The organism is Streptomyces roseirectus (assembly GCF_014489635.1).
Taxonomy (GTDB): domain Bacteria; phylum Actinomycetota; class Actinomycetes; order Streptomycetales; family Streptomycetaceae; genus Streptomyces; species Streptomyces roseirectus.
In genome coordinates this window covers 1447161-1468072 of sequence record NZ_CP060828.1, presented here as the reverse complement: position 1 = coordinate 1468072, position 20912 = coordinate 1447161, and the positions used below count along the sequence as shown (strand labels likewise).

Sequence of the window (20912 nt, the reverse complement as noted above, 5' to 3'; positions counted from 1 at the left end):
CTCAGCTCAGTCGTGTCCAGTCGGTCGGCGACGCGCTCACCGGTGCGCCGCCGCAGCCTCCGGTGCTGGCTGCCGAAGTGCCTCAGCCGCCCTCCGCACCTGCTGATCCCGCACAGACATCTGGAGAGCCCGTTGCGGGCCGTCCGCGGTTCGAGCCGCGGAACGGCCGACCGGTGACGCACAGGGACATTCCGTTCTCTTCCGCCGACGGCTCCACGACTGGTCGTACGCAACCCGATGCGCCCCCGCTGTCGCCTGGACGACTTGCGCGGGAGGGGGAGAACACATGAACGGCATGGGCACAGCTTGGTCCAGGCGTCTGGCGGCCTACGCGCTGGGCGTCAGCCGCCGACGGCGAAGGCTCCCGACGGTCGAGCAGCAGCGTGGCCTTCCCGCAAGTCGCCGTCTGCTGGCCTCACTGGTCGGTATCGGGGTGCGACCAGACTTGTCCCGGACCCGCCTCCCGACTTCCCGGCAGGCCCCTTCCTCCGTCGGCCTGGCCTGCGACGACACGCTGCCCGGCCCCGACGGAGACTCCCGGGAACAACCGGGCACGTCGCTCGCGCCACGGGCCCCCGCCCGTCACCGGCTCATGGACAGCGTTCCGCAGCACCTGCACAGTGAGGACCGTCAGGAGTACGAGCGGGTCCTCGACGAGGCGCTGCGCTCCGCCCCGCACCACTTGGAACTGGCCGGTATCGGCCACCGGCTCAATTCGGAACAGTTGCGCACCATGGCGCTGGGCGCCACCGCGTTCATCACGGCCGCGGCGGCGACCGAGTACCAGCACTACACGAAGGTCCGCGAGGAACTGCGCCCCCCGGCGCCGTCCGCTTCCGTGTCCAGTGCCCCGGACGCCGGGAAGCCTGCCGCCGAAGGTTTGGGATTCGCCTCTCCTCTGGGCGAGAGCGCCGCAGAGTCGGCCGGTGCGAGGGTCGGCGCCGTTGCCGCCGTGCGCACGCTCGTCGTCGCTGGGGCGGCTGCGGTGGTGTTCCTGCTCGTCGGCTACCTCCTCAAGGCGCTCGACCCGGCCCCGGCGTTCGCCGGGGCGCTGGTCACGGCGGGCTGGGTGTTCGGGGTGGTCACGGTGCTGGCGATCCTGGTCGCCGCTGTCGGCCTGCTGCTCACGGCGCTGCGCAACCGGCCTGCAGTGGCGGCGGGGCTGTACAACGAGCAGGCGGAGGAGGTCGCGCGGGCCAGAGAAGCCTGGCGGACGGCCCTGCTGGAGCGTGGGTTCCTGCCGTACTTCCGCGAGGCCCTCACCACACAGGGCGCCGACCCGGCGTCCGCAGCGGTCCCCCGGACGCCTCCGCCGTTTTCGTCGAACAGCCGCTTGCCCAAGATCGGATACGACCGTCCCGGTTTCACCAGCCCCGACGACGACCTTGCTCCGGGCCGCCGCCCCGGCCCGAGCTTCGAGAACCCTCTCGATCTCGCCGACCGCACACAGGCCGAAGGAACATCGCACTCGCACAGCACACCGGACGAGTGAGACTCTTCGCCTTGGCGACCGATTCCACATGCTGCCTGTCAGGCAACAAGCGGCGGCAGATGTGCCAGTTCGTAGCGCCGTCTCTCGCGTAGGAGGGTCCACCGGACGCTGACGCGTCGACGGGCGAGGACGAGGACAGCCGGGATGCGGCGTGTTTGCGGTCGTGGAACCGACGGGACTTCTCGCAGCACACCGGACGCTGAACAGCGCCGAGACGGAGAGCACGCGCTGGAGTCTGCGGTTGTAGCGTTGAGGTCGGAGCAGGTCGCTGCCGATCTTCCTGGGATTTCGGGGGACTGGGCGACGCCACCGAAACCGGCAAGCCGGTCGGCGGTGCCGAAGACCGTCATGCGGCCGGCGGCCTCCGGGAACTTGGTGCCGAGGATGGCGCCTGGACTGGGCATGGCGCTCACGTCGGAGGCCCGACGATGTGGTTGGGCTCCGTACACCGGGAGCGTCTGTCTGGGCGGGTGTCAGATGGCAGGGCAGAGCTGCGTTGTTGGGGACCAGTTGGGGACCACACGGTGTGCACGGCAGTGAACGTGATGGTCGTTCGCTCACAACTCGCGTCCATAATTAGTCTGTTATGTCGGCATAATCCTGCTGGGGGTCAAGGGGTCGCAGGTTCAAATCCTGTCGTCCCGACTTTTGAAGTCGCAGGTCGGAAGCCGTTCTCTCATTTCTGGGAGGGCGGCTTCCGGTGTGTCTGGGGCCGTGGTGGTCGCAGTGTGGTCGCGTGTGCGGTCTGTGGTCGGGAGGCTGTGAGGCTGAAGGCCGGTGGCGTGGGGGTGTGGTGCCGGTGGAGTGCTTGGCGGAGGCGGTGGAGGTGGTCGCGGGGTGGTCGCAGCCATGCGGGGCGGCTGGGTGCGCGGCTGCTGTTCTGGGCTGTGGTGAGGGTGTGGTCGATGGTGTCGACGGCTTGGCGGGCTGCCTGGTGGGTTAGGTGGCTGTAGATGTTCGCGGTGGTGGAGAGGGTGGAGTGGCGCAGGGTCTTGGAGACCACGGTGAGGGGGATGCCTGCGCTGATGGTGATGGTGGCTGTGAGGTGGCGCAGGTCGTGGACGGTGATCTGTGGGACGCCGGCTTCGGCGGAGAGCTGGTGGAGGCGGTCGAGGACGTGGTGGGGTGCGAGGGGGCGTCCGTCGGGGCGGTGGAAGACGAGTCCGGTGAAGGGGTCGCTGGGATCGCTGTGGGTGCGGGGTGATCTTTGTGCCTGGTGGTGGAGGGCGGTGGCGACGCGGGGTGAGATGGCGACCCATCCGCGGCTGGAGCGGGTTTTCGGGGTGGTGATGACGAGGTGGTTGTTGTCGATGGCGGAGAGGGTGCAGCGCACGTAGAGGACGCCCTCTGGGAGGTGGACGTCGGTCCAGTGGAGTGCGAGGGCTTCGCCTTTGCGCAGGCCGGTGCCGATGAGGAACTCGAACAGGTCGGCCATCTGCGGGTCGGCCTGGTGGCAGTGGGTGAGGAAGCGTGCGGCTTCTTCGGCGGTCCAGATTCTGCGTTCCGGTGATGGGGGGCGGTGCAGGACGGGGGGTGAGGCGGGGTTGTGGGGGAGGCGGTGTTCGCGGACGGCGTCGCCGAGGGCGCTGGAGAGGGTGGCGAGGCAGCGGTAGAGGGTGACGTGTCCGCGGCCGGTGGCGAGCTGGCGGGTGACGTAGGCGGAGATGTGACGGTGGGCGAGCTGGTCGAGCTTGAGGGTGCCGAAGGCGGGGACGAGGTCGTTGTGGACGTAGTCGCGGTAGCGGGCCATCGTGGTCGGCTTCAGGATGAGGGCTTTGGTCTCCAGCCAGGTGGTGAGGTAGTCGGCGACGGTCTGGCTGGGGTCGGCGTTGTATCCGACGGCCTGGCCGTCGAGGAAGCGGGTGAGGGCTTGTTCGGCGAGGTCGTGGGTGGGGAAGCCGCCCCGGCGGACGGTGGTGCGGTGCGGGCCGGGGTTGGGGAGGTCGACGGCGAAGGTCCAGGTGTCGTGGCCGCTGTCCGTGGTGAGGCGGGGGCAGAGGGCGCCGAGCTGGTGGTGCTGGGGGTCTCTGCAGCCGCAGCGGCGGTAGACACGGCCGCGGCCAGTGCTGGTGCTGGTGCGCATGGGGATCGCCTCCGGGAGGCGGGGAAGTGCTTGTCTCCAGTGTGCGACCACACGCGACCACCGGGCCCGGAATGGGCAGCGTGACCTGCGAGGTTCCCTTGGCTGTGCGGTAGGGCGTTTTGCGAGTGGATCCAGTCGATCAGGACGCGGAGGTCTGCTGACGCGCCATCGTCGCTCGTACGACGTGACGCCGTCCTCCGCTGAGCGCTAAATGCCTGGTCGTGCACCCCGTGAGGTTGCGAATCTACGGGTTGCGACAGCTGGTAGCCGGGCCGGGGTGTGCTGGAACGATCCTCGGTCGCCCCGGAAGGCAATTGAGGTGCGGACGGGTTACGGAGGATGCCCTGAGTACGCAGCCCGACGTGAGAACCGGCATCTTCGGCTGGGAGAGGTCGACCACAGCCATGCCTTGAGCGGCAGCGGCACCGTGTACGCCGACGCAGGTGTCCGACCCGGTGGCTCACGCAGGTCGTCGTCCGGAGGGACGAGGCGGGCGCAGTCCTGGGTGAGGCGTTGGTAGAGGACTGCCGCGCCACGGGGATCGCCGGATTCACCGGGGAGATGGGCGTGCCGGGGGCGGGCGTCGAGTACATCGGGGGTGGTGGACCAGGGGGCTGTCACATGTGCTGGATAGAGTTCCAGCTGTTGGATCTCGGCGACGTGCCTGGTGTCCACATGAGGGTCGGCGGCGTGATCGGAGACGTACTCGATCTGCTGGAGTGCTGCCGTGACCGTGTGGGCGTCGGGATTTTTAGCAGGCTCATCACGAGGTGGTCGAGCGGCCGTGGTGCACCCGGGCGCAGATCGCGTGGCTGGTCCGGAACTTTGGCGGCGTGGTCCCAGATGACGGTGACCGGGTCCTGGTGGTGGGCGAAGGGGGACCAGCCGGTGATCGTCTCGTAGACGACACAGTCGAACGAGTAGAGGTCACTGCGCAGTGCCGGCCTTGCCGTCGAGTCGCGCGCGGCGTAGTGGAGAGTCCCCCAGCCGGGGTTGCGCGTGGACGAGGCATTGAGTAAATGGGTGAGTCCGAAGTCGACGATGTCGCCAATGGCCTGCGCACACCAGATTTTTCGGCAGGACAGCCCAGGCTCCTGATCCGGGCCGACGTCCGCTGGCCCACCACCACGTGGTCGCCGTCGACCGGCGTCGGCCAGTTCCGCACCATGACGAGACCGCCGTGTGTGCGGGCCTCGCTCTGCTGGGCAGGTCCGCTCGCTGAGCGCGAATGAGTCTGTGCCGGGGACGGGCCGTCCACTCCCAATGCACAGTACTGGGCAATAGAGCCCGTAACACGATCATGATCGTGTTACGGGCTCACGAGGTACGTCAAGTCACATACCACGGGGCGGCCCGTACCGAGTCTCTTGAGGGTCTTCCGGAGACATGGGAAGGTCCATAAGCGCTACAGGCCCTGGATAAAAGGCGCCACCACCCGGCCCGGTAACCTCCTCGCCGATCAGCCAGCGGTACAGCCACTCCACGAACGAGAAGGAGTACTCGAAGAACTCGCCCTCACCATTCTCGATGAAGAGCGCCCCTGCTCCCAGGGCTCCCTGCGGTGCGTAGAAGATCGTCTCTCCTCGGTCGGTCGAGGCGATTGGGATCAGGCCGTCCGGGGTGCCGAAGAGTAGCTCGGGCACACCGAGGGACACGCGAGGGTCGCCCTCAGGTTCGTCCTCGTCCCATTCGATCTGTGACCACGCCTCGGCCGTGCTGTGAATCCACTCGCCCAAGTTCCAGGGTTCGATCGCCGGGTGGCTCAGGTACAGATGGCCGTTGATCTTGACTGGGGCGTAGGCGTCGACAATCTCCTTGTAGTCCGGGGGGAGACCTGCACCCAGCTCGCTCTCCAGTTTGTGCCATGCCTCAGGGGCTTGGTGTCGCCGCAAGGGCGCGCCGAGCATTTCCAGCACGTGTGTGAGGTATTTTTTCTGCATCTCTTTCACCTCCGTGGGCAATCTTTGCTTCCTCGGGTGGTTCCGCCCGCGGGTGACTGTGATATCACACAGTGCTTCATGGTTCCGTCTTCCACGGTTCCGTAGTTGTATTCGATCTCGGTAGGAATTCCACTACCCGAATTCCCGTAATGCGGGGTCACTGAAATCGCCAAGTGCTTGCCTGATTTGATCGCGTTTCTGATTTCCTTCTCCACCCCGTGGTTGAGGTATGGGGTATTGGTCTTCTCGTACTCCGCCACGAGGTTTCGCAAGTCGATCCCGGAACCAGTCGCCGCGGCGGGGATCAGGTGACCGTTGGCGGCTCTGTGTCCCTGAGAAACGATCTCCCTCATCCCTGGGGGCTGCGTGGAATCGTTGGTGTTGGTTCCTGGTGCTTTACGTCCCTTGTTGTAGTCGCTCTGGTCCAGTAGACCGTACACGCCGGTCGCTCGGCACTCCCAACGCTTCTCAAAGGTGTCGTAGTACCGCTCGCGCGGCAGGTACACCGCATGCCCTGTCGGACTCACACCCGGACCGTCGTCGCACTTCTCGTCCTGGCGCTGCCGGCCCTTGTTCTTCCCGCCGGGCTCATCCTTGGGTACCGGCAGGAGATCGATCAAGTCTTCGGGGTCGAAGAGCTTTGCTGCCAGGAGGCCGAGAACCCTTGCACCGCTGACGACCAGGTCAACGCCTTGGGCGACAGTCCACCCTGCAAGTCCTGAGCCCCACTCCGGCAAGGCGATCGGGCGGTCAGGAGCGGTCCGGGGATTCGGGCCGTCGTTGGGGTTCTGGTCGATCGGGGGTTTCGGAGGCTTGGTCGGTTGAACCGTGCATGAACCACTGCACTGCTTGTCCTTGTAAGGGGAACCGCCTCCACGGTAGGAGGAGCCCCCTCCGTGGTACCCGCTGCCTCTGGAACCTGACCCGCCTCTGGATACCGGTGCTCCACCGCACTGCACGGTCCACGAGTGCGTGTCACAGAACTGGCTTTTGCTTGAGGTGGTGGTGTAGAGGAGGTAGCACGGCATGCCGTAGCACTCGTCACCGATGCTGTCGCTTCCTCCCATATAGACGGTGAAGAAGACACCGATCGGGCTTGGCCTGATCAAGGTTTCGGCAACGTGGAGGGCGTCGCGCAAACTCCAGTCGTGGCCGGTTGGGTCTGTCCTCAAGAGTGGGTTTCCGCCGCCATACAGATACCGGTTCGCACGTGATGAAGGATTGGGCTCCAGTTGCCAGGTGTCCCGAGACCCGAAGGACCCGGTGCCCGGCTGGTACCAGCGGGCGGCCATGTTGATGTCGCCGGTGGTGGGGTCGGTCCAGCCGGACTGGTAGCCGAGGGCGGGGGTGGTGCCGGTGGTGGTGGTTTTGGTGCCGAAGGGGTCGTAGGTGGTGGAGCTGGTGGTCTGGGTGGCGTCGGGGGTGAGGCCGGCGACGAGGTCGGTGTGCTGGTCGGTGAGGGCCCACTGCTTGGTGGTGCCGGTGGAGTAGGAGAGGAGGGCGCCGTCGGGGGTTCGGTTGTAGGTGGTGGTGCCGTCGGTGGCGAGGTTGTTGGAGCCGCCGTCGTAGGTGAAGGTCGTGGTGCCGCGGGTCTGGATGCGGTCGAGGGAGTCGTAGGTGTAGGTGGTGGCGCCGTCGGTGATCTTGCGTTCGAAGGCGTCGGAGGTGAGGGTGCGCGGGGTGCCGGTGCCGTTGGTGGTCGAGGCGAGGGTGCCGCGGGCGGTGTAGGTGAAGGTGGTGGTGCCGTCGGTGAGTCGGCGGTTGCGGGCGTCGAAGGTCGCCGTCCTGGTGCCGGCCTGGGTGCGGTTGCCGGAGGCGTCCCACGTGTAGGCGGTGGTGGTGCCGTCCTTGGTCCAGGACGTCATGCGGTCGGCCTGGTCGTAGGCGTAGGTGTTGGTGCCCGCGCCGGCGGTGCCGGTGGTCTTCTTCGACGTGAGGTTGTCGTCGAGGTCGTAGTCGTAGGCGGTGGAGGCGACGGTGGTCGTGCCGTCGACGGTGGTGAGGGTGTCGGTGTTCAGGCGGCCGAGTTCGTCGTAGGCGTAGGCGCGTCTGGCGGTGGCCGTGTAGGCGGTGGCTCCTGCGGGTTTGGTCGCGTACTGCTCCTGCTTCGGGCGGCCTGCGGCGTCGAAGTCGTACCAGATCTGGTTGTCGGTGATGCCGTCGGCGGTCCAGTCGATGCGGCCGGCGGTGTCGTAGCCGTAGCTGGTGGTGCCCGCGCCGGTCTTGCGCATCGTCATGGCGCCGTCGGCGTTGTAGCTGTACTCCGAGGTGCCGCCGGGGCCTGCTGCGGTGAGGAGTTGGCCGCGGTCGTTGTAGGTGTAGGTGTTGCGGGTGAGGGCGTCCGCGGTGCCGGTGGCGGTGAGGTGGCCGGCGAGGTCGTACTCCAGGGTGCGGGTCGTGGTGGCGGCTTCGGCGCCGGTGCCGGTTTCCCGGGTGAGGCGGCCGAGGGCGTCGTAGGTCTTCTCGCGCTGGACGCCGCCGGGCAGGAGTTCCTTCACGGCCTGGCCGGTCTTGTCGTAGACGGTGGTCCAGGTGCGGTCGGATGTCGCCGGGTGGGCCTGGGTGGAGGGCTCGATGGTGGATTCGGGCAGGCCCCAGGGGGTGAAGGTGTAGGTGGTGGTGTTGCCGCGGCCGTCGGTGAGCCGGGTGCGGTTGCCTGCCGCGTCGTAGCCGAACGAGGTGGTGATGGAGGTGGTCGCGGAGAGGGGTTCGGTCTGCTGCGTCGTGCGGCCCAGGGCGTCGTAGGTGTAGGTGGTGCGGGCCCTGGTCTGCGGTGAGACAGCTGCGGTGAGGTTGCCTTCGGCGTCGTACTCGGCGTTCACGGTGCGCAGGGCGGTGGTGCCAGTGCCGTAGTCGGTGGTGGCGGTGGCGTTGCCGAGGGCGCCGTAGGTGGTGGTCGTGCGGCGGTTGGTGGCGTCGGTGGTCTGGGTGCGGCGGCCGAGGCCGTCGTAGTCGAACTTGGTCGTTCCGGCGGGGGTGGTGACGGTCTTGGCTTCGCCGGCCGGGTTGTAGGTGCTGGTGGTGGTGACGCCGGCGGGGGTGGTCGAGGCGGTCTGGTTGTCCGCGTCGTCCCAGGTGTAGCGGGAGACGAGGTTGGCCGTGGTGGGGCGGCGCTCGACGGTGGTGGCGGTGAGGGTGCGGCCGAGTTCGTCGTAGGTGGATTCGGTGCGGGCGCCCAGCGGGTCGGTGGCCGACAGCTGGAGGCCGGTGGGGGTCCAGGTGTAGCGGGTGATACCGCCGCCGTCGGTGCTGGTGGGGTTGAGGAGAGCGGAGTTGGTCTCGGCGGCGAGGGCGGCGGTGGCGTCGGCTGCCGGGTCGGTGCGGGTGAGGAGTTGGCCGAGCTGGTCGTAGGCGTAGCGGGTGACGCGGCCGAGCGGGTCGGTGGTGGTCTGGGGGAGGCCGGTGGGGGTGTAGCTGGTGCGGGAAGTGGCGGTGAGGGGGGCGGTGGCGCCAGGCGGGGTGTAATCGGGGAGGGTGACGGTGGTGGTCCGGCCGAGGCGGTCGAGTTGGACGCGGGTGATGTTGCCGCGGGGGTCCTTGGCCTCGGTTGCTTCACCGAAGGTGTTGTAGCCGGTCAGGGTGGCCGGGTTGAGGGTGGTGGGCGCGGCGTTGTTCTCTTCCGTCTGGACGGCCGGGGCGGTCTGCTGGACGAGGCGGCCGAGCGCGTCGTAGCGGTAGGTGGTCGTGTGGGCGGCGGGGTCGGCGCCGGTGGTGTTGCCGCGCGGGCTGACAGTGGTCAGCGGCAGGCCGCGGCGGTCGTAGGTGGTGGTGACGGTGTGAGTGGTGGTGCCGTCGGTGGCGGTCTGCCGGGTGACGTTGCCGGCGGCGTCGTAGGCGGAGGTGGTGATGAGCTTGCCGGTTCCGGCGATGCTCTGGGCCGTCTCCGTGACGCGGTCGTCGCTGTCGTAGGTGTAGGTGGTGGCGCGGCCCAGTCCTCCGGGGTCCAGAACGCTTGCGGTGGTGCGGCCGAGGGCGTCCACGGTGAAGGTCTGGGTGGTGGTGCCGTTTCCGGTGGTGCGGCGGGTGAGGTGGCCGGCCAGGTCGTAGGTGTCGGCCTGCGTGACGATGTCGTGGCGGGTGCCGTCGGCCTGGGTGACCTGCCGTGCGGTGGTCGTGGCGGGGAGGCCGTCGTCGTAGTAGGTGTACGCGGTCGTGGCGCCCATGGCGTCGGTGGTGGATGCGAGTCGGCCGGAGGGGTCGTAGGCGTTCGCGGCGACGGTCAGGTCGCGGGTGGTGCCGGACGGGTCGCCGGTCCAGTCGTTCAGGACGGTCGTGGCGTGCTGGCCGCGTGCGGTGTAGGTGTAGGTCTGGCGGGTGCCGGCGGGGTCGGTCTGGCTGGTGACGCGGCCCAGGAGGTCGTGTTCGTAGGTGGTGGTGTTCTGCTCGGCGTCCGTGCTGCTGTCGTTGAGGCCGTGTTCGTCGTAGTGATTGACGGTCGTGCGTTCCGCGTCGCCGCCGGTGGTGTCCTTCGTCGTCTCGGTGAGGAGGTTGCCGTCGGCGTCGTAGGTGCGGGTGATCGCGGCGGTGTGGACGGTGTTGGTGATCTCGTTCTTCACGCCCGTGCCGGTCTCGCTGACGATGCGGGATGCCTGGTCGTAGCCGTAGGCGGTGGTGACGCCTGCGGGGAAGCTGTCGGAGACCTGCTTCTCGGCGGTTTTACGGCCCAGGCCGTCGTAGGTGTACGAAGTGACCAGTCCGGAGGGGGAGGTGACATCGGCGAGGTCACCGCTCGCGTAGTAGCGGTAGGAGGTCTTCGCGCCGCCGGGGGTGGTCTGGGTGAGGGCGAGGCCGGCTGGGGCAGTGCCTCCGCCGACGGCGGCTTCGGTGCCTGCGGTGTAGGTGGTGGTGGCGGCCGTGTTGTCGGCGCGGGTCGCGGCGGTGGGCAGGCCGAGGGTGTTGTAGGCGAACGTGGTGCGGTAGCGGTTGTCGGCGGGGCCGGTGGAGCGGGCGTCGCGCTGGGTGAGGGCTTTGTCGTTGCGCGGGTCGAGCGGATCACCGGCGTTGAGGAAGTAGGTGGTGAAGCTCGTCGCGCAGGAGCCCGCGTCGCGGCAGGTGGTGGTGGAGACGGTGTTGCCGCGGGCGTCGTGCCCGGTGACGGTGGAGTGACCGGCCGGATCGGTGACGGTGTGGAGGTAGCCGCCGGTGTCGTAGGCGTAGGTGGTGACGCCGCCGTCGGCATCGGTGGTGGCGGTACGGCGCTGGCCGCGCAGGGCGTCGTAGGTGGTGCTGGTGGTGGCGCCGACGGGGTCTGTGACGGTGACCGTCATGGCCAGGGCGGAGCTGCCGGAGTGTTCGCGCGAGCGGTAGTGCTCGGCGACCTGGTCGGCGCTCAGGCCGTGCTGGTAGACGGCGACTTCGTCGATCTGGCCGGTGAAGTAACTGGCATCGGCGGGTGCGGCGGGCCAGTTCTTGGCGAAGCCGGCGCCGATGTAGGTGCGGGTGTTGGACTGGTGGTTGACGGCTCCGGTGAGGGTGGCGGCCTGGACGCCGTCGAGGTAGAGGGTCTGGGCGGTGCCGGTGGCGGTGACGACGGCGTGGTGCCACTGGTCGTCGGTGACGGAGTCGGCGGAGGCGACCTTCGCGGTGCCGAGGCCGGATGAGAAGAACTTGCCGTTGAGTTTGCCGTCGGTGCCCACGTACAGCAGCGGCGCGTAGGTGCCGGTGACGGTGGCGCCCATGGGGGCGGACTGGTCGCCGATCAGGACGCCGGCCTTGGTGGTCTTGAACCAGAGCTCGACGGCGAGGTCGGTGGAGCCGCGCAGGATAGAGCCGGGGATCTCGGCGTAGCCGTTGCCCTTGAAGGTGACGGCGGTGTTGTCGCCGGTGCCGAAGGCGCCGTCGGCGCCGAGCGTGGCGTTGGTGTAGGTGCCGTCGCCGTCGAGGACGGCTACCTGGCTGTGAGCGGTGGTCCCGGTGCTTTCGTCGAGGCGCCAGTATCCGGCCGGGGCGTCGACGGTGACAGCGCCGCGGTAGTGCGGGCCGTCGCCGGTGACCATGCCGGTGCGGGAGCGGTAGTGCGCGCCGATCTCGGCCGCGGTGAGGGCCTTGGGGTAGAAGGCGACTTCGTCAAGGGCACCGCTGAAGTGCCCCCACGGGTCGGTGGAGTCGAGAGCTGCCCAGCGGCTGCCGGTACGGCCCTTGCCGAGGAAGATCCGTGTCTGGTCGAGATGGGTGATCGCGCCGGACACCGTGCCGGCGAGAGCTCCGTCGACGTAGAGGGCGGAGGTGCTTCCGTTGCCGGTCACGACGGCGTGGTGCCACTGGCTGTCGGTGACCGTGCTCTTGGAGGCCGGAGGCGTCCAGTTGGTGGTGTCCGAGTAGAACTGGCCGCGCAGTTTGCCGTCGGTGCCGACGTACAGCAGCGGGGTGGCGCGGGAGGGGACCTCGTCCTCGCTGATGTCGGTGTTCGACTCGGTGAGCAGGATGCCGGGCTTGTCGGTGCGGAACCACAGTTCAGCCGACAGGGCGGCACCGCTGAGGGAGGCGTCGGCGAGCTGGACGTAAGAGTCGCCACTGAGGCCGACGGCAGTGTCGTCACCGGCGGCGAAAGCCCCGTACGTGCCGAGCGCGGCGTTGTCGCCGTAGGTTCCGTCGGAGCCTTCGGGCAGCGCGGTGGCGGCGGTGGTGCCGCGCCGGTCGCCCAGGCGCCAGTACTCGTTGGGTCCGGAGGCGCGTACGGCGTCGCTGTAGGCGGCGGAGCCCGCCGAGTAGGCCGGCGCGGACACTTTCCACACCCCGCCGTTGTTGTCCTTGGCCTGCGTGACACGTTCGGTGTCGGAGTCGTACGACACCTCCGAACTGACACGTCCGGACGGCAGGATGACCTTGGTGATCCGGGAGACGGCCGTCCTGGCCGCGTAGTGGGCGGCGGCCGTGCTCGCGTCCATGGTGTGGCCGTAGACGGCGACCTCGTCGATCGACCCGGTGAAGTGGCCGAGCTGGTCGGTCTTGTCGATGCCCGCCCAGGGCACGCTGGTCCAGCCCAGGCCGACGTAGGTGTAGCGCTGTTCGAGGTGGTCGATCACGCCGGTCTTGGAGCCGACCGCGACGCCGTCGAGGTAGAGCGTCTGGGTGGTGCCCGCGCCCGAGAGGACGACGTGGTGCCAGGAGCCGTCGTTCACCGCACCGGTGGAGGTCAGCGGGGTCCAGGTGGTGCCGGGGAAGTAGAACTGGCCGCGCAGCTTGCCGTCCGTGCCGACGTACAGGAGCGGGGTGGACTGGCTGACGGACGGGTCGACGTCCTCCATGCGCTCGTTGGCCTGGGAGAGCAGCACGCCGGGTTTCGTGGTCTGGAACCACAGTTCCACCGAGGCGAACGGGGAGGAGCCCAGGGCGTCGTCGGGCAGGGCGAGGTGGGAGTCGGCGCCGTCGAAGGAGCCGGCCTTGTTCCCGGTCCCGGACAGGGCTCCGGTGGCGCCGCGGGTGACGTCACGGTAGAGGGCGTCGTTCAGGCCGGTGTTGGAGACGGCCTCGCTGGCCGCGCTCTCCTCCTCGGGCTCGTTCAGGCGCCAGTACCCGGTGGGGCCGTCGTCGAGCACCGTGCTGCGGTACAGGCTGCCGCTCTCGTAGGTGTAGACGGTGCACTCGGTCGTGGACGAGGGCGGGCAGACCTTGGTGAGGCGGTCCCCGTCGTAGGTGTAGGCCCACTTCAGGCCCGTGCCGGTGCCGTTCACCGCGTTCGTCTCGGCGGCCGTGACGTGTCCGCCGGACCAGGTGAACGTCAGGGTGCGGCCGGACAGCACGTCCTTGGCCTGCGTCAGCTTGCCGTCGGTGTAGGTGAGTTCCTGAGCACGGCCGTGTCCGTCCGCGATCTTCGTCAGGAGTCCGGCGGAGCTGAAGGTGGAGAGGGTTCCGGAGCCGTCGCGCAGGGTCCAGCCGCCGCCGGACTGCGCCTTGAGGACACCGGCGGATCCGGACGGGGCGGCGTAGGTGCCGTCGGCGTTCTTGCCGAAGCGGACCTGGGTGCCGGTCGCCAGAGTAAGGACGACGCTGCCGGTGCTCTCCGCCTCGGCGCGCATATCCCAGCGGGTCGCCCAGCCCGCGCCGAAGGCGTTCCTCTGCCGCGGATCCTGCGAATTGTAGGTGCGCGTCACCGACAGTTCAGGGCCGACGGTGGGCACCGCGGCATCCGTGGCCGAGGTCGCGTAGTTCCCGGAGCGCTCACCGAAGATACGCCCGCTGTCGGAGCCGCCGAGGTGGCTGGTGATCACCGGCTGCGGCACCTGGGTCGTCAGCAGCGAAGGGCCGGGACGTGTGGAGGTGGAACTGCCGTCGTAGGCGTACCCGTACCAGGCGTACGTCTTCGACCAGGACAGCCAGCCGCTGGTGACCGCCCACTGCTGGGAGGAGACCCGCGGACCCGTCTTGCAGTTCTTGCGGGTGTTCTTGCCCTCGACCTCACAGACCTCGAACTGGTACTGGAGCGCCTTGGGGTAACGGTCGCGGTCGGCGCCGGAGGCCCACAAGGTCGGCGTCAGGGTGCTGACCACCGCGCCGGACGCCGGGGCGGCACCGGTCAGATAGGGCGGGACGTTGACGGCGGACACCCGCATCGCCGACACCGGGACACCCGCGCCGCTGAACGTGGCGACGCCGTTGTCGTTCATCGTCCAGGCCAGCGTGTAGTCGGCCGGCGTGAGAGGTGCGATCTTCGCGTCGACGGTGACCGTGGCACCCGGCGGGACATCGGCAGGCATCGTCGACCAGCGGATCTTCGAGGTGTCCGTGATCTCCTTGCCCGCCGCGTCGTACAGCAGGTACCGCAGGGTGAAGTTGCCGCCCTTGGGCCAGGTCTGCTGGCCCCGGTTGGTGACCGTGACCTTGAAGACGCCCTCGCTGGTCGCGGTCATCGGGGTGACGAACTCGCCCAGCTTGTAGGTGGCGCCGTACTTCGTCCAGGTCACGTCCAGGGACGGCTTGCCGTTGGGGTAGTCGTCGGAGCCGAAGTTCTTCCACGCCTTGGAGTCCGTGGTCGACGCCTTCAGCGCGAGGCCGTAGTTCTTTTTCCGGCCGTGCGTCCAGTCGTCCACCAACTGCCGGCCCGCCGACCCCAGCGGGATCGACTCCCACGCCGCGGCCCCGCACGGGTAGGCGGTCTGCCCCTCCGGACGCCAGCCGTGGGTGAAGGACTTCGAGGAGAGCGCGGAACCCGTCGAAGGACCCGGGTAGGTCCTGGTGGTCGACTCCGCCCAGTTCGACGTGATGGCGTGGACGGTCACGGGGCGGGCCGTGCAGGAATACGACCAGGTGTTGTAGACGGCGAGACGGGCGCCGACCACCCACGCGTTCTTCAGCGTGTTCTCGACACCGGCGAACCGCAGGAACGCCGCCGCCTTGTGACCGCCGCCGTCGTACGTGCCGATCTTGACGTTCGTGTCACCGGAGAAGTCAGCGTTATAGGGGGACTGGACGTAGGTGCCGGAAGTGGCGTTGGTCGAGGTCACGGTCGTGACGGTCGGGTCCACCTTCACCGGGAAGACGCGCTGCGGCGCGTTCAGCCACTCCGTGTCCAGCGACACCTTCAGCGCCTGGCCGCCGGTGACGTCGAGCAGTTCGTAGCGGACCCCGGTGGATATCTCACCCTGGTTGGAGTCGGGAGCGAGGTTCGCGTCCTCCATCCACCCGGCCGGCATCGTGGCCCGCACGCCGCCCGCCGCGTCGCGGAACGTCACCGCGCCTGTGGCCTCCAGACGGGCCGTCACACCCTGCGTGTGCAGTGGGAAGATCCACTCCGTGGGGGCGTCGGCGCTGTCGAGGGTGATGACTTCCTTGACCGAGGTCCCGCCGGCGACGAACCGGACGTCCGCCGAGGGGCGCACGCTCCGGTAGACGACCGTGCTCGCGTCGGCCTCGCCCGGAGCGTGGGCGGCATCCTGGATCGAGAAGCCGACCGAGGTGTCCGTGCCCGTCCGCAGCGACACCAGCGGCGCTCCGTCGGCGTGCCCGGCGAAGGTGGTCTCCGCGTCACCGGCCGTGATCTTCCAGCCGTCTTCGGCAGCGCTGACCGCCTGCCCCAGGTGCCCGTGGCTCTGCGCGGCCGGCTTCAGAGTCGTGTCGATCGGCGTCCAGTTGCCTGCGGCGTTCTGGAAGTTGACCGGTTCGTCGTAGAAGCGGGTGGTGAGAGTGCCGTCCGTGTTCTCGAACGTGCGGGAGGTGCGCTCCCGTTCGCCCACGACCTCACGGCTCGTCGCGGCGTCGAAGCCCTTCGGCTCAGCCGTCCGCACCGTCACCGGGGCCGTCTCCGCGTCCGGGACTGGCGCGTTCGCCGCGCCGACGACGGACGAGACTCCGCTCTCCGGCGGCAACTCCCCCGGCGCGGCCGTGTGACCGCGCCGCCCGCCGGATGCGTTCGCCGACGTCTCACCCGCAGTGGCCGTAGACGGGTGGCCGTCCGCCGAACCCCATCGCTGCTCAGGAGCCTCGACCGACTCTGGACGCGGGGCGGTGAACGTCTGTGCGGACGCCACCCCTTCGGTACCGGCCAGGACAGCCATGACGAAGGCGACAGCGATGACAAGCGGACGTGCTGGACGCACGGTGAATCCCCCCACCCAGAAGATCAAGAGCGAGGGAGATTTAAAGATTTTTTAAGGGTGGACACAAGGGATTTTCATGATCAAGTCATGAGAAGTGAAAATGATCACCCCTGAAAATACAAAAAATCTACACAGATTCATCGCCTTATGTCGGGCAACTTCTCCAGCTTGCCTTGCGTCCCGCACCGGTAGCACTCCGCTAGCGCAAGGACCTGGCCGGTCCGAACTCGGGGATCTCCATGGCGCTGGGCGCCACCGTGTTCATCTCGGCCGCCGCAGCGACTGAGTACCAGCGCTACACGAAGGTCCGCGAGGAGCTGCACCATCCGGCGCCGTCTGCGCCTTATGAGCCGGACACCAGCGAGTCGGCTGTCGGTGCGGGGCCGATGCCGGGGGTCCGCCGAGGCTGGGGCCGTTGCCGTCGTGCTCATGCCCGTCGTCGCGGGGACAGCTGGTGGCCGTGGGAGTGCCGGTCACGTGTTGCGTGAAGCGGAGTCGCGAAGGGAGCAGTCGAGTACGAACGCACGGACGTCCAGATTCCTCCTCTCGCTGAGTTGAGCGGCCTGGGCGTCGTAGGTCTCCCGAAGGCTTTCCCAGGTCTGGCCGGCCGATGGCCGTTTGCGTTCGCTCGCGGTCCACTGGTCGTGGGGGAAGTAGGCGATCAGGTAGAGGCCGTTGCGGGTGTGGAGCGCGGTGAGGTAGTCGTCGGCGAGCTGGGTCTCCATGGCTGTGGCGATCTTGTCGTGCCAGTTGCCTTTCACCTCGATGGCGAGTTGCGCGATGGGTTCGTCTCGGCGTGGTGGTGTCGCGGTGGGTGCCTGTAGGAGCAGGTCGATGCGGTCGCCCGCTCCTTTGATGTTGCGGTAGACCTGCACCTCGCGGTTGATGAGGATGCCGTTGTCGGTGAGTTCGCGGCGCAGAGAGTGAGCGAGATAGTCGGACACCAGGTTCTCGTCCTTGGGGAAGCGCAGCCGCTGCGCTGTCTTCTTCCCGCCGGGGAGGGTGCCGAACTTGGTTTCGTTCCACAGGATCGCTGCGGGGAGAGTCCCTTGCGTCAGGTCTTCCTGGATCTTGGCGAGGAGGACGAGGACGAGGTCCAGGAGGTCTGTTCCGTCTTTCACCAGGCGGCGCCGGGGGTCCTGGATCAGTTTGCTCAATTCGTCGGGGGTGGGACGAACCCAGGAGCGTTCCCAGCGGGTCTGTTCGGCTTCCTGGAGCAGTTCCTGGAGAACGCTGTTCTGGGGCCGTTCACCTGCCAGGGTGCTCAGGAAGTGGATGGCTTCGTCGGTCGCGCGGGACGCGAGGTGGCTGAGGACGACGGTGCTGTGCTGGGTCGGGGGGAGGTCCGAGGAGGACGCCGGCGAGTTGTGGTCGAGGAGGAGTCGGGCGATCTGGGCCACGGCTGGGGTGGAGAGCCGGGCGAGCCACGGCTGGGTGCGGTTGGAGTACAGGAAGGACTCGGCGACGGCATCGAGAACGGTGGGGTCGGCCAGGAGACGGTGCTCTGCTGTCGGCCAGATGTCCTCGGGTGCTTTGTCGAGGAGGACGCGGAGGTACGTGGCGTCCAACTGATCGTCGTGCGCGGGGTCGGGATCGCGCAGCGGTGCGCCGAATCGTTCCAGGGGCTGGTGGCGAATCGGGGAGCTGCTGTGTTCCAGAAGAGCGGAGAGGACACGAACGAGTACTTCATGGCCAGCCGGACCGGTCGGGTTCTCGTGGGCCTGGGCGGTGAGGTCGGTGAGCGTGTGCAGCAGACGTGTCTCCAACTCCGAGCTCCAGATGGCGGAGACCAGGTCGAGTGCGGCTTGGGACTCTTGCGCCGTGAAGCACTTCCGCACCAGCGTGTCGTAGGTGGCTTCCAGCTCCTGAGCGGCATGAGGGTGTGCCATCTCGAGCAGCCGAAGGCGCGGGTCGATGTGCCGGGCAGCCGTGCTGGTGAGAGGGAAGGCGAGGAGAGAGGGGGCCCAGGCACGCCACTGGCTCGCGGGGAGAGTCATCAGCGCCTTGTCCCGGATGAGCGTGGTGAAGGCTGCGACCGCCGCCCAGGGCTGCCAGGGGACGTCGCGGGTATTGATCCAGCCGTCGTCTTCGGGAAGATTCTCCGTGACGAAGCGGCGGGCAGCGGTCAGCAGCCGAGGACCGTGCCCCTCCGGGAGGACAGTGGTGCCGGGTAGCGACAACAGGTCGCTGTCGAAGTCGGTCACGGCGTATCCGCCGGTTTCCGGGTCGTAGTGCAGGTGTCTGAACAGAACCACGAAACTGTCGCCATCGCCTGACTCGGCTTGCGCGAGCAGGGTGCGGGTGTTGGAGACGTATTCGGCGCGGCCGTCCCAAGGCTGTGTCCGGGCCTGCCGACGAGCTTCTCTGCTTCTGAGCTGGTCGGCGTAGGGACTGTCGATGGGGATGGCCTCGAAGTCGTGAGCGAACACCTTCGACCAGACCCTGGTGCCGCGTGTGTCCCACGCGATGTCCTGTCCGGCATCGGTGACCTTGGCCAAGTGCCACACGTACTGGAGCGCAGGCCACGCGTGGGGAGCCTGAGTGTCGGTGAGGTCCATCTCGATGTCCACGAGCCAGGCGAGATCGACGGCGTCGAGCAGGCTGGTGCGATGCTCCCGTTCGCCGCCGATGTCGCTCGCGGGGTTCCAGCGAAAGGCATGTCTGGGGTGTGTGTCCCACCCTTCGGCCAACTGGAACGCGTCTTCAGCGTCTGTGGCGAGGGCGATGAACTCGTGGACCAATGCGCGGCGCAGCAGACGGGGTCGTTGGTCGCCGGGATCGTTCAGCCGGGCGCGGAGTGGGGCGGGAACTGCCAACGACGGGTAACTGCGGAGGTAAGGGCGCAGACATGCCGCGACGACAGGGACGCGTGCTTCGGCGTTCGGCCCGCTCAGCGCTCGGTCGAGGAGACCTTCGATCACCGTGTCCGCGCCGGACCAGCCTGCCCAGGGGGAAGCGGGATCCATCACCCGTGTGCCGGCCCAGTTCAAGAACGGCGTGACCTGGTCGTCCGTGAGGAGAGACGGGATGCGTGTGCAGACATACGAGTAGGAACTCGGATTGGTTCGTGGCGGAGTCAGGGCCGCGACGAGTTCATCGGTGGTGAGCCAGGGATGGCAGGTGTCGAGCGCGGCGCTGCGCAGACTGTCGTCAGGGTCGCGTTCGGGATGCCGCGCCAGTTCGGCCAGGATGGGTTTGAGGAGGGGAGTACCCGTGTTCCCGGCCGCGCGGCGGACGCACTGGGCGGCCGTGCGGCGCAGTCCGTGATCCCGTTGCGGGTCGCACGCGATGGATGCCACAGCGGGAAGGAGTTCTGCCACTTGGTTCTCGGCGGCGAGCGTGAGGATCAGTTCAAGTTCGTGCACGCCCTGCGTCGGACGAGTCGTGGCCTCGTTGAGGGCTCGCGTGAGTTGCCCGGAGAGGCCGGGGTGCCGCAGGGACGTCACGTACTGCCAGTAACGGTCGCTTCGTGGAGCATTTTCGCGGGCTTGTTCCAATAGGCCGTCGACGATGAGCTCGATGCAGTGAGGGTCGCTGACGTGGGAGCTGTAGGAGGCGATGGCGTGTGGGTCGGTCGCGATCAGCCACGGCCCCAGGTCCGGTCGCATGGCGACGATCCATGCGGCCAACTCGTGGAGGTCCGTCGGGATGCCGGGGGCGTCGATCTCGCCGCGGTGTACGAGGAGTCCTTGGAGTTGCTCCTGGGGAAGGCGATGGTCGCAGAGGTGCCGTGCGGTGAGGTAGGAGGCGATGGAGGCGTGGGCGGGGCCGGCGGCTGCCGGACCGCGGCTGCTGAACAGGGAACTGTGCAGAACGCTCTCGATGAGGGGACGCTCGATGACGAAGCTTTCCCCGGCGGTGTCTTCGCGAGCGCCGAGGAAGGCGTCGATCGGCAGCAGGGTTCTGCCTGGGTCGGGACGGCGCATCATGGTGATGCCGTCGGCACCGGTGAGCAGGCAGTAGCAGGCGAGGCGGGCGGCGATGGCGAACCGCTGGTCCTGGCTCCCGACGAGTTCCTGCGGGGCACGGTCCTCACCCTGGTGCATGACCGCGTGAGGGAGAGCGAACGCGTACAGGTCTGCGCGGGTCGTTGGCAGCGAGCCTTGCTCCAGGAACGTGTCCAGGAGCAGGCCGAGGGCCAGAGGGGTGCGCGCGAGCGACTGGGCGCCGGCGGCTGACACGGCCTCGACGAACCGGTCAGGATCGATTTCTCTGGCTTTGGCAGCGTCGGTCAAGTCGCTCTGGCGCAGAGGAGCCAGGGCGTAGGTGTGGTCGTCGGTGATGCCGAAGGCCGTTGCGACGGCCTGCCGCAGTGTGTCGGTATAGGCCATGCGGCGGCACGCGATCAGTACCTGGAGCGAGCGGCAGTCGTAGGCGTCGGCCAGGTCGGTGAACCAGCCGGCGAGTTCTTTGCCGGTGGCTTGGCATTCGTCGATACCGTCCAGAAGGAGAAGAAGGTGTTCGGACGGAGCCCTGTCGTCCCCTGGGGCGGGACCCGATGATGGCGACGAGGGAGGAAGCCGGCTGAGCACCGGGCGGGCCTTGCGGGTCAGGTCTTCCCAGGACCGGACCTCCCCGAGGTCGACCCGCGCACAAGCGCCCGAGTTCCGGCTGTTCTTGCGTGCCTCGAGGACAGTGGACAGCGCGTGTGATTTGCCGATGCCGGCTTCCCCGAGCAGGACGGCGGAGGCGGAGCACGCTTCGGCCAGCGGCACGGCCGTCCACGATCCGGAGTACCAGAACGACGAAGAGACGAGGAACCCGTCGGAGTCGACAGGAATGCGGTCCCCCACAGGAACGCAGAATCTCTCCAACTCCATACGGTCCCCCTTTGGCAAGGACCTCGAACCTACCGCTGCGCA

5 protein-coding genes are annotated in these 20912 nt (G+C 68.1%); 1 reads left to right on the top strand and 4 read right to left on the bottom strand.

Translation table 11 applies throughout. The annotated features are described in order from the left end of the window. Positions 1-592: 592 nt before the first annotated feature. Entirely contained in the window at positions 593-1492 is a 900-nt protein-coding gene (locus IAG44_RS05930) for a hypothetical protein (RefSeq protein WP_246561536.1), read from the top strand. 676 nt (positions 1493-2168) lie between these two features. Here the strand turns inward: IAG44_RS05930 and IAG44_RS05925 are convergent. The 4 genes from IAG44_RS05925 to IAG44_RS05910 all read right to left on the bottom strand — a co-directional run bounded on the left by IAG44_RS05925 (position 2169) and on the right by IAG44_RS05910 (position 20870). After that, positions 2169-3575 carry a tyrosine-type recombinase/integrase gene (locus IAG44_RS05925; protein ID WP_187746066.1) on the bottom strand — a complete coding sequence of 469 codons (1407 nt, stop codon included), beginning with the start codon at positions 3573-3575 and terminating at the stop codon, positions 2169-2171. 1334 nt (positions 3576-4909) lie between these two features. Beyond that, positions 4910-5536 carry an SMI1/KNR4 family protein gene (locus IAG44_RS05920; protein ID WP_246561534.1) on the bottom strand — a complete coding sequence of 209 codons (627 nt, stop codon included), beginning with the start codon at positions 5534-5536 and terminating at the stop codon, positions 4910-4912. After that, positions 5521-16008 (bottom strand): LamG-like jellyroll fold domain-containing protein, encoded by a 10488-nt coding sequence (locus IAG44_RS44215; RefSeq protein ID WP_187752527.1) that lies wholly within the window; start codon positions 16006-16008, stop codon positions 5521-5523. Before IAG44_RS44215 ends, IAG44_RS05920 begins: the two co-directional genes overlap by 16 nt. 515 nt (positions 16009-16523) lie before the next feature. Next, positions 16524-20870, bottom strand: a complete 4347-nt coding sequence (locus IAG44_RS05910; protein ID WP_187746065.1) for an NACHT domain-containing protein — start codon at positions 20868-20870, stop codon at positions 16524-16526. Positions 20871-20912: the final 42 nt, after the last annotated feature.

What these genes read in the sequence shown, in the direction of transcription:
- IAG44_RS05930 (WP_246561536.1), top strand. Translation starts at nt 593, where the DNA reads ATGGACAGCGTTCCGCAGCACCTGCACAGTGAGGACCGTCAGGAGTAC.
- IAG44_RS05910 (WP_187746065.1), bottom strand. Translation starts at nt 20,870, where the DNA reads ATGGAGTTGGAGAGATTCTGCGTTCCTGTGGGGGACCGCATTCCTGTC.
- IAG44_RS05925 (WP_187746066.1), bottom strand. Translation starts at nt 3,575, where the DNA reads ATGCGCACCAGCACCAGCACTGGCCGCGGCCGTGTCTACCGCCGCTGC.
- IAG44_RS44215 (WP_187752527.1), bottom strand. Translation starts at nt 16,008, where the DNA reads ATGGCTGTCCTGGCCGGTACCGAAGGGGTGGCGTCCGCACAGACGTTC.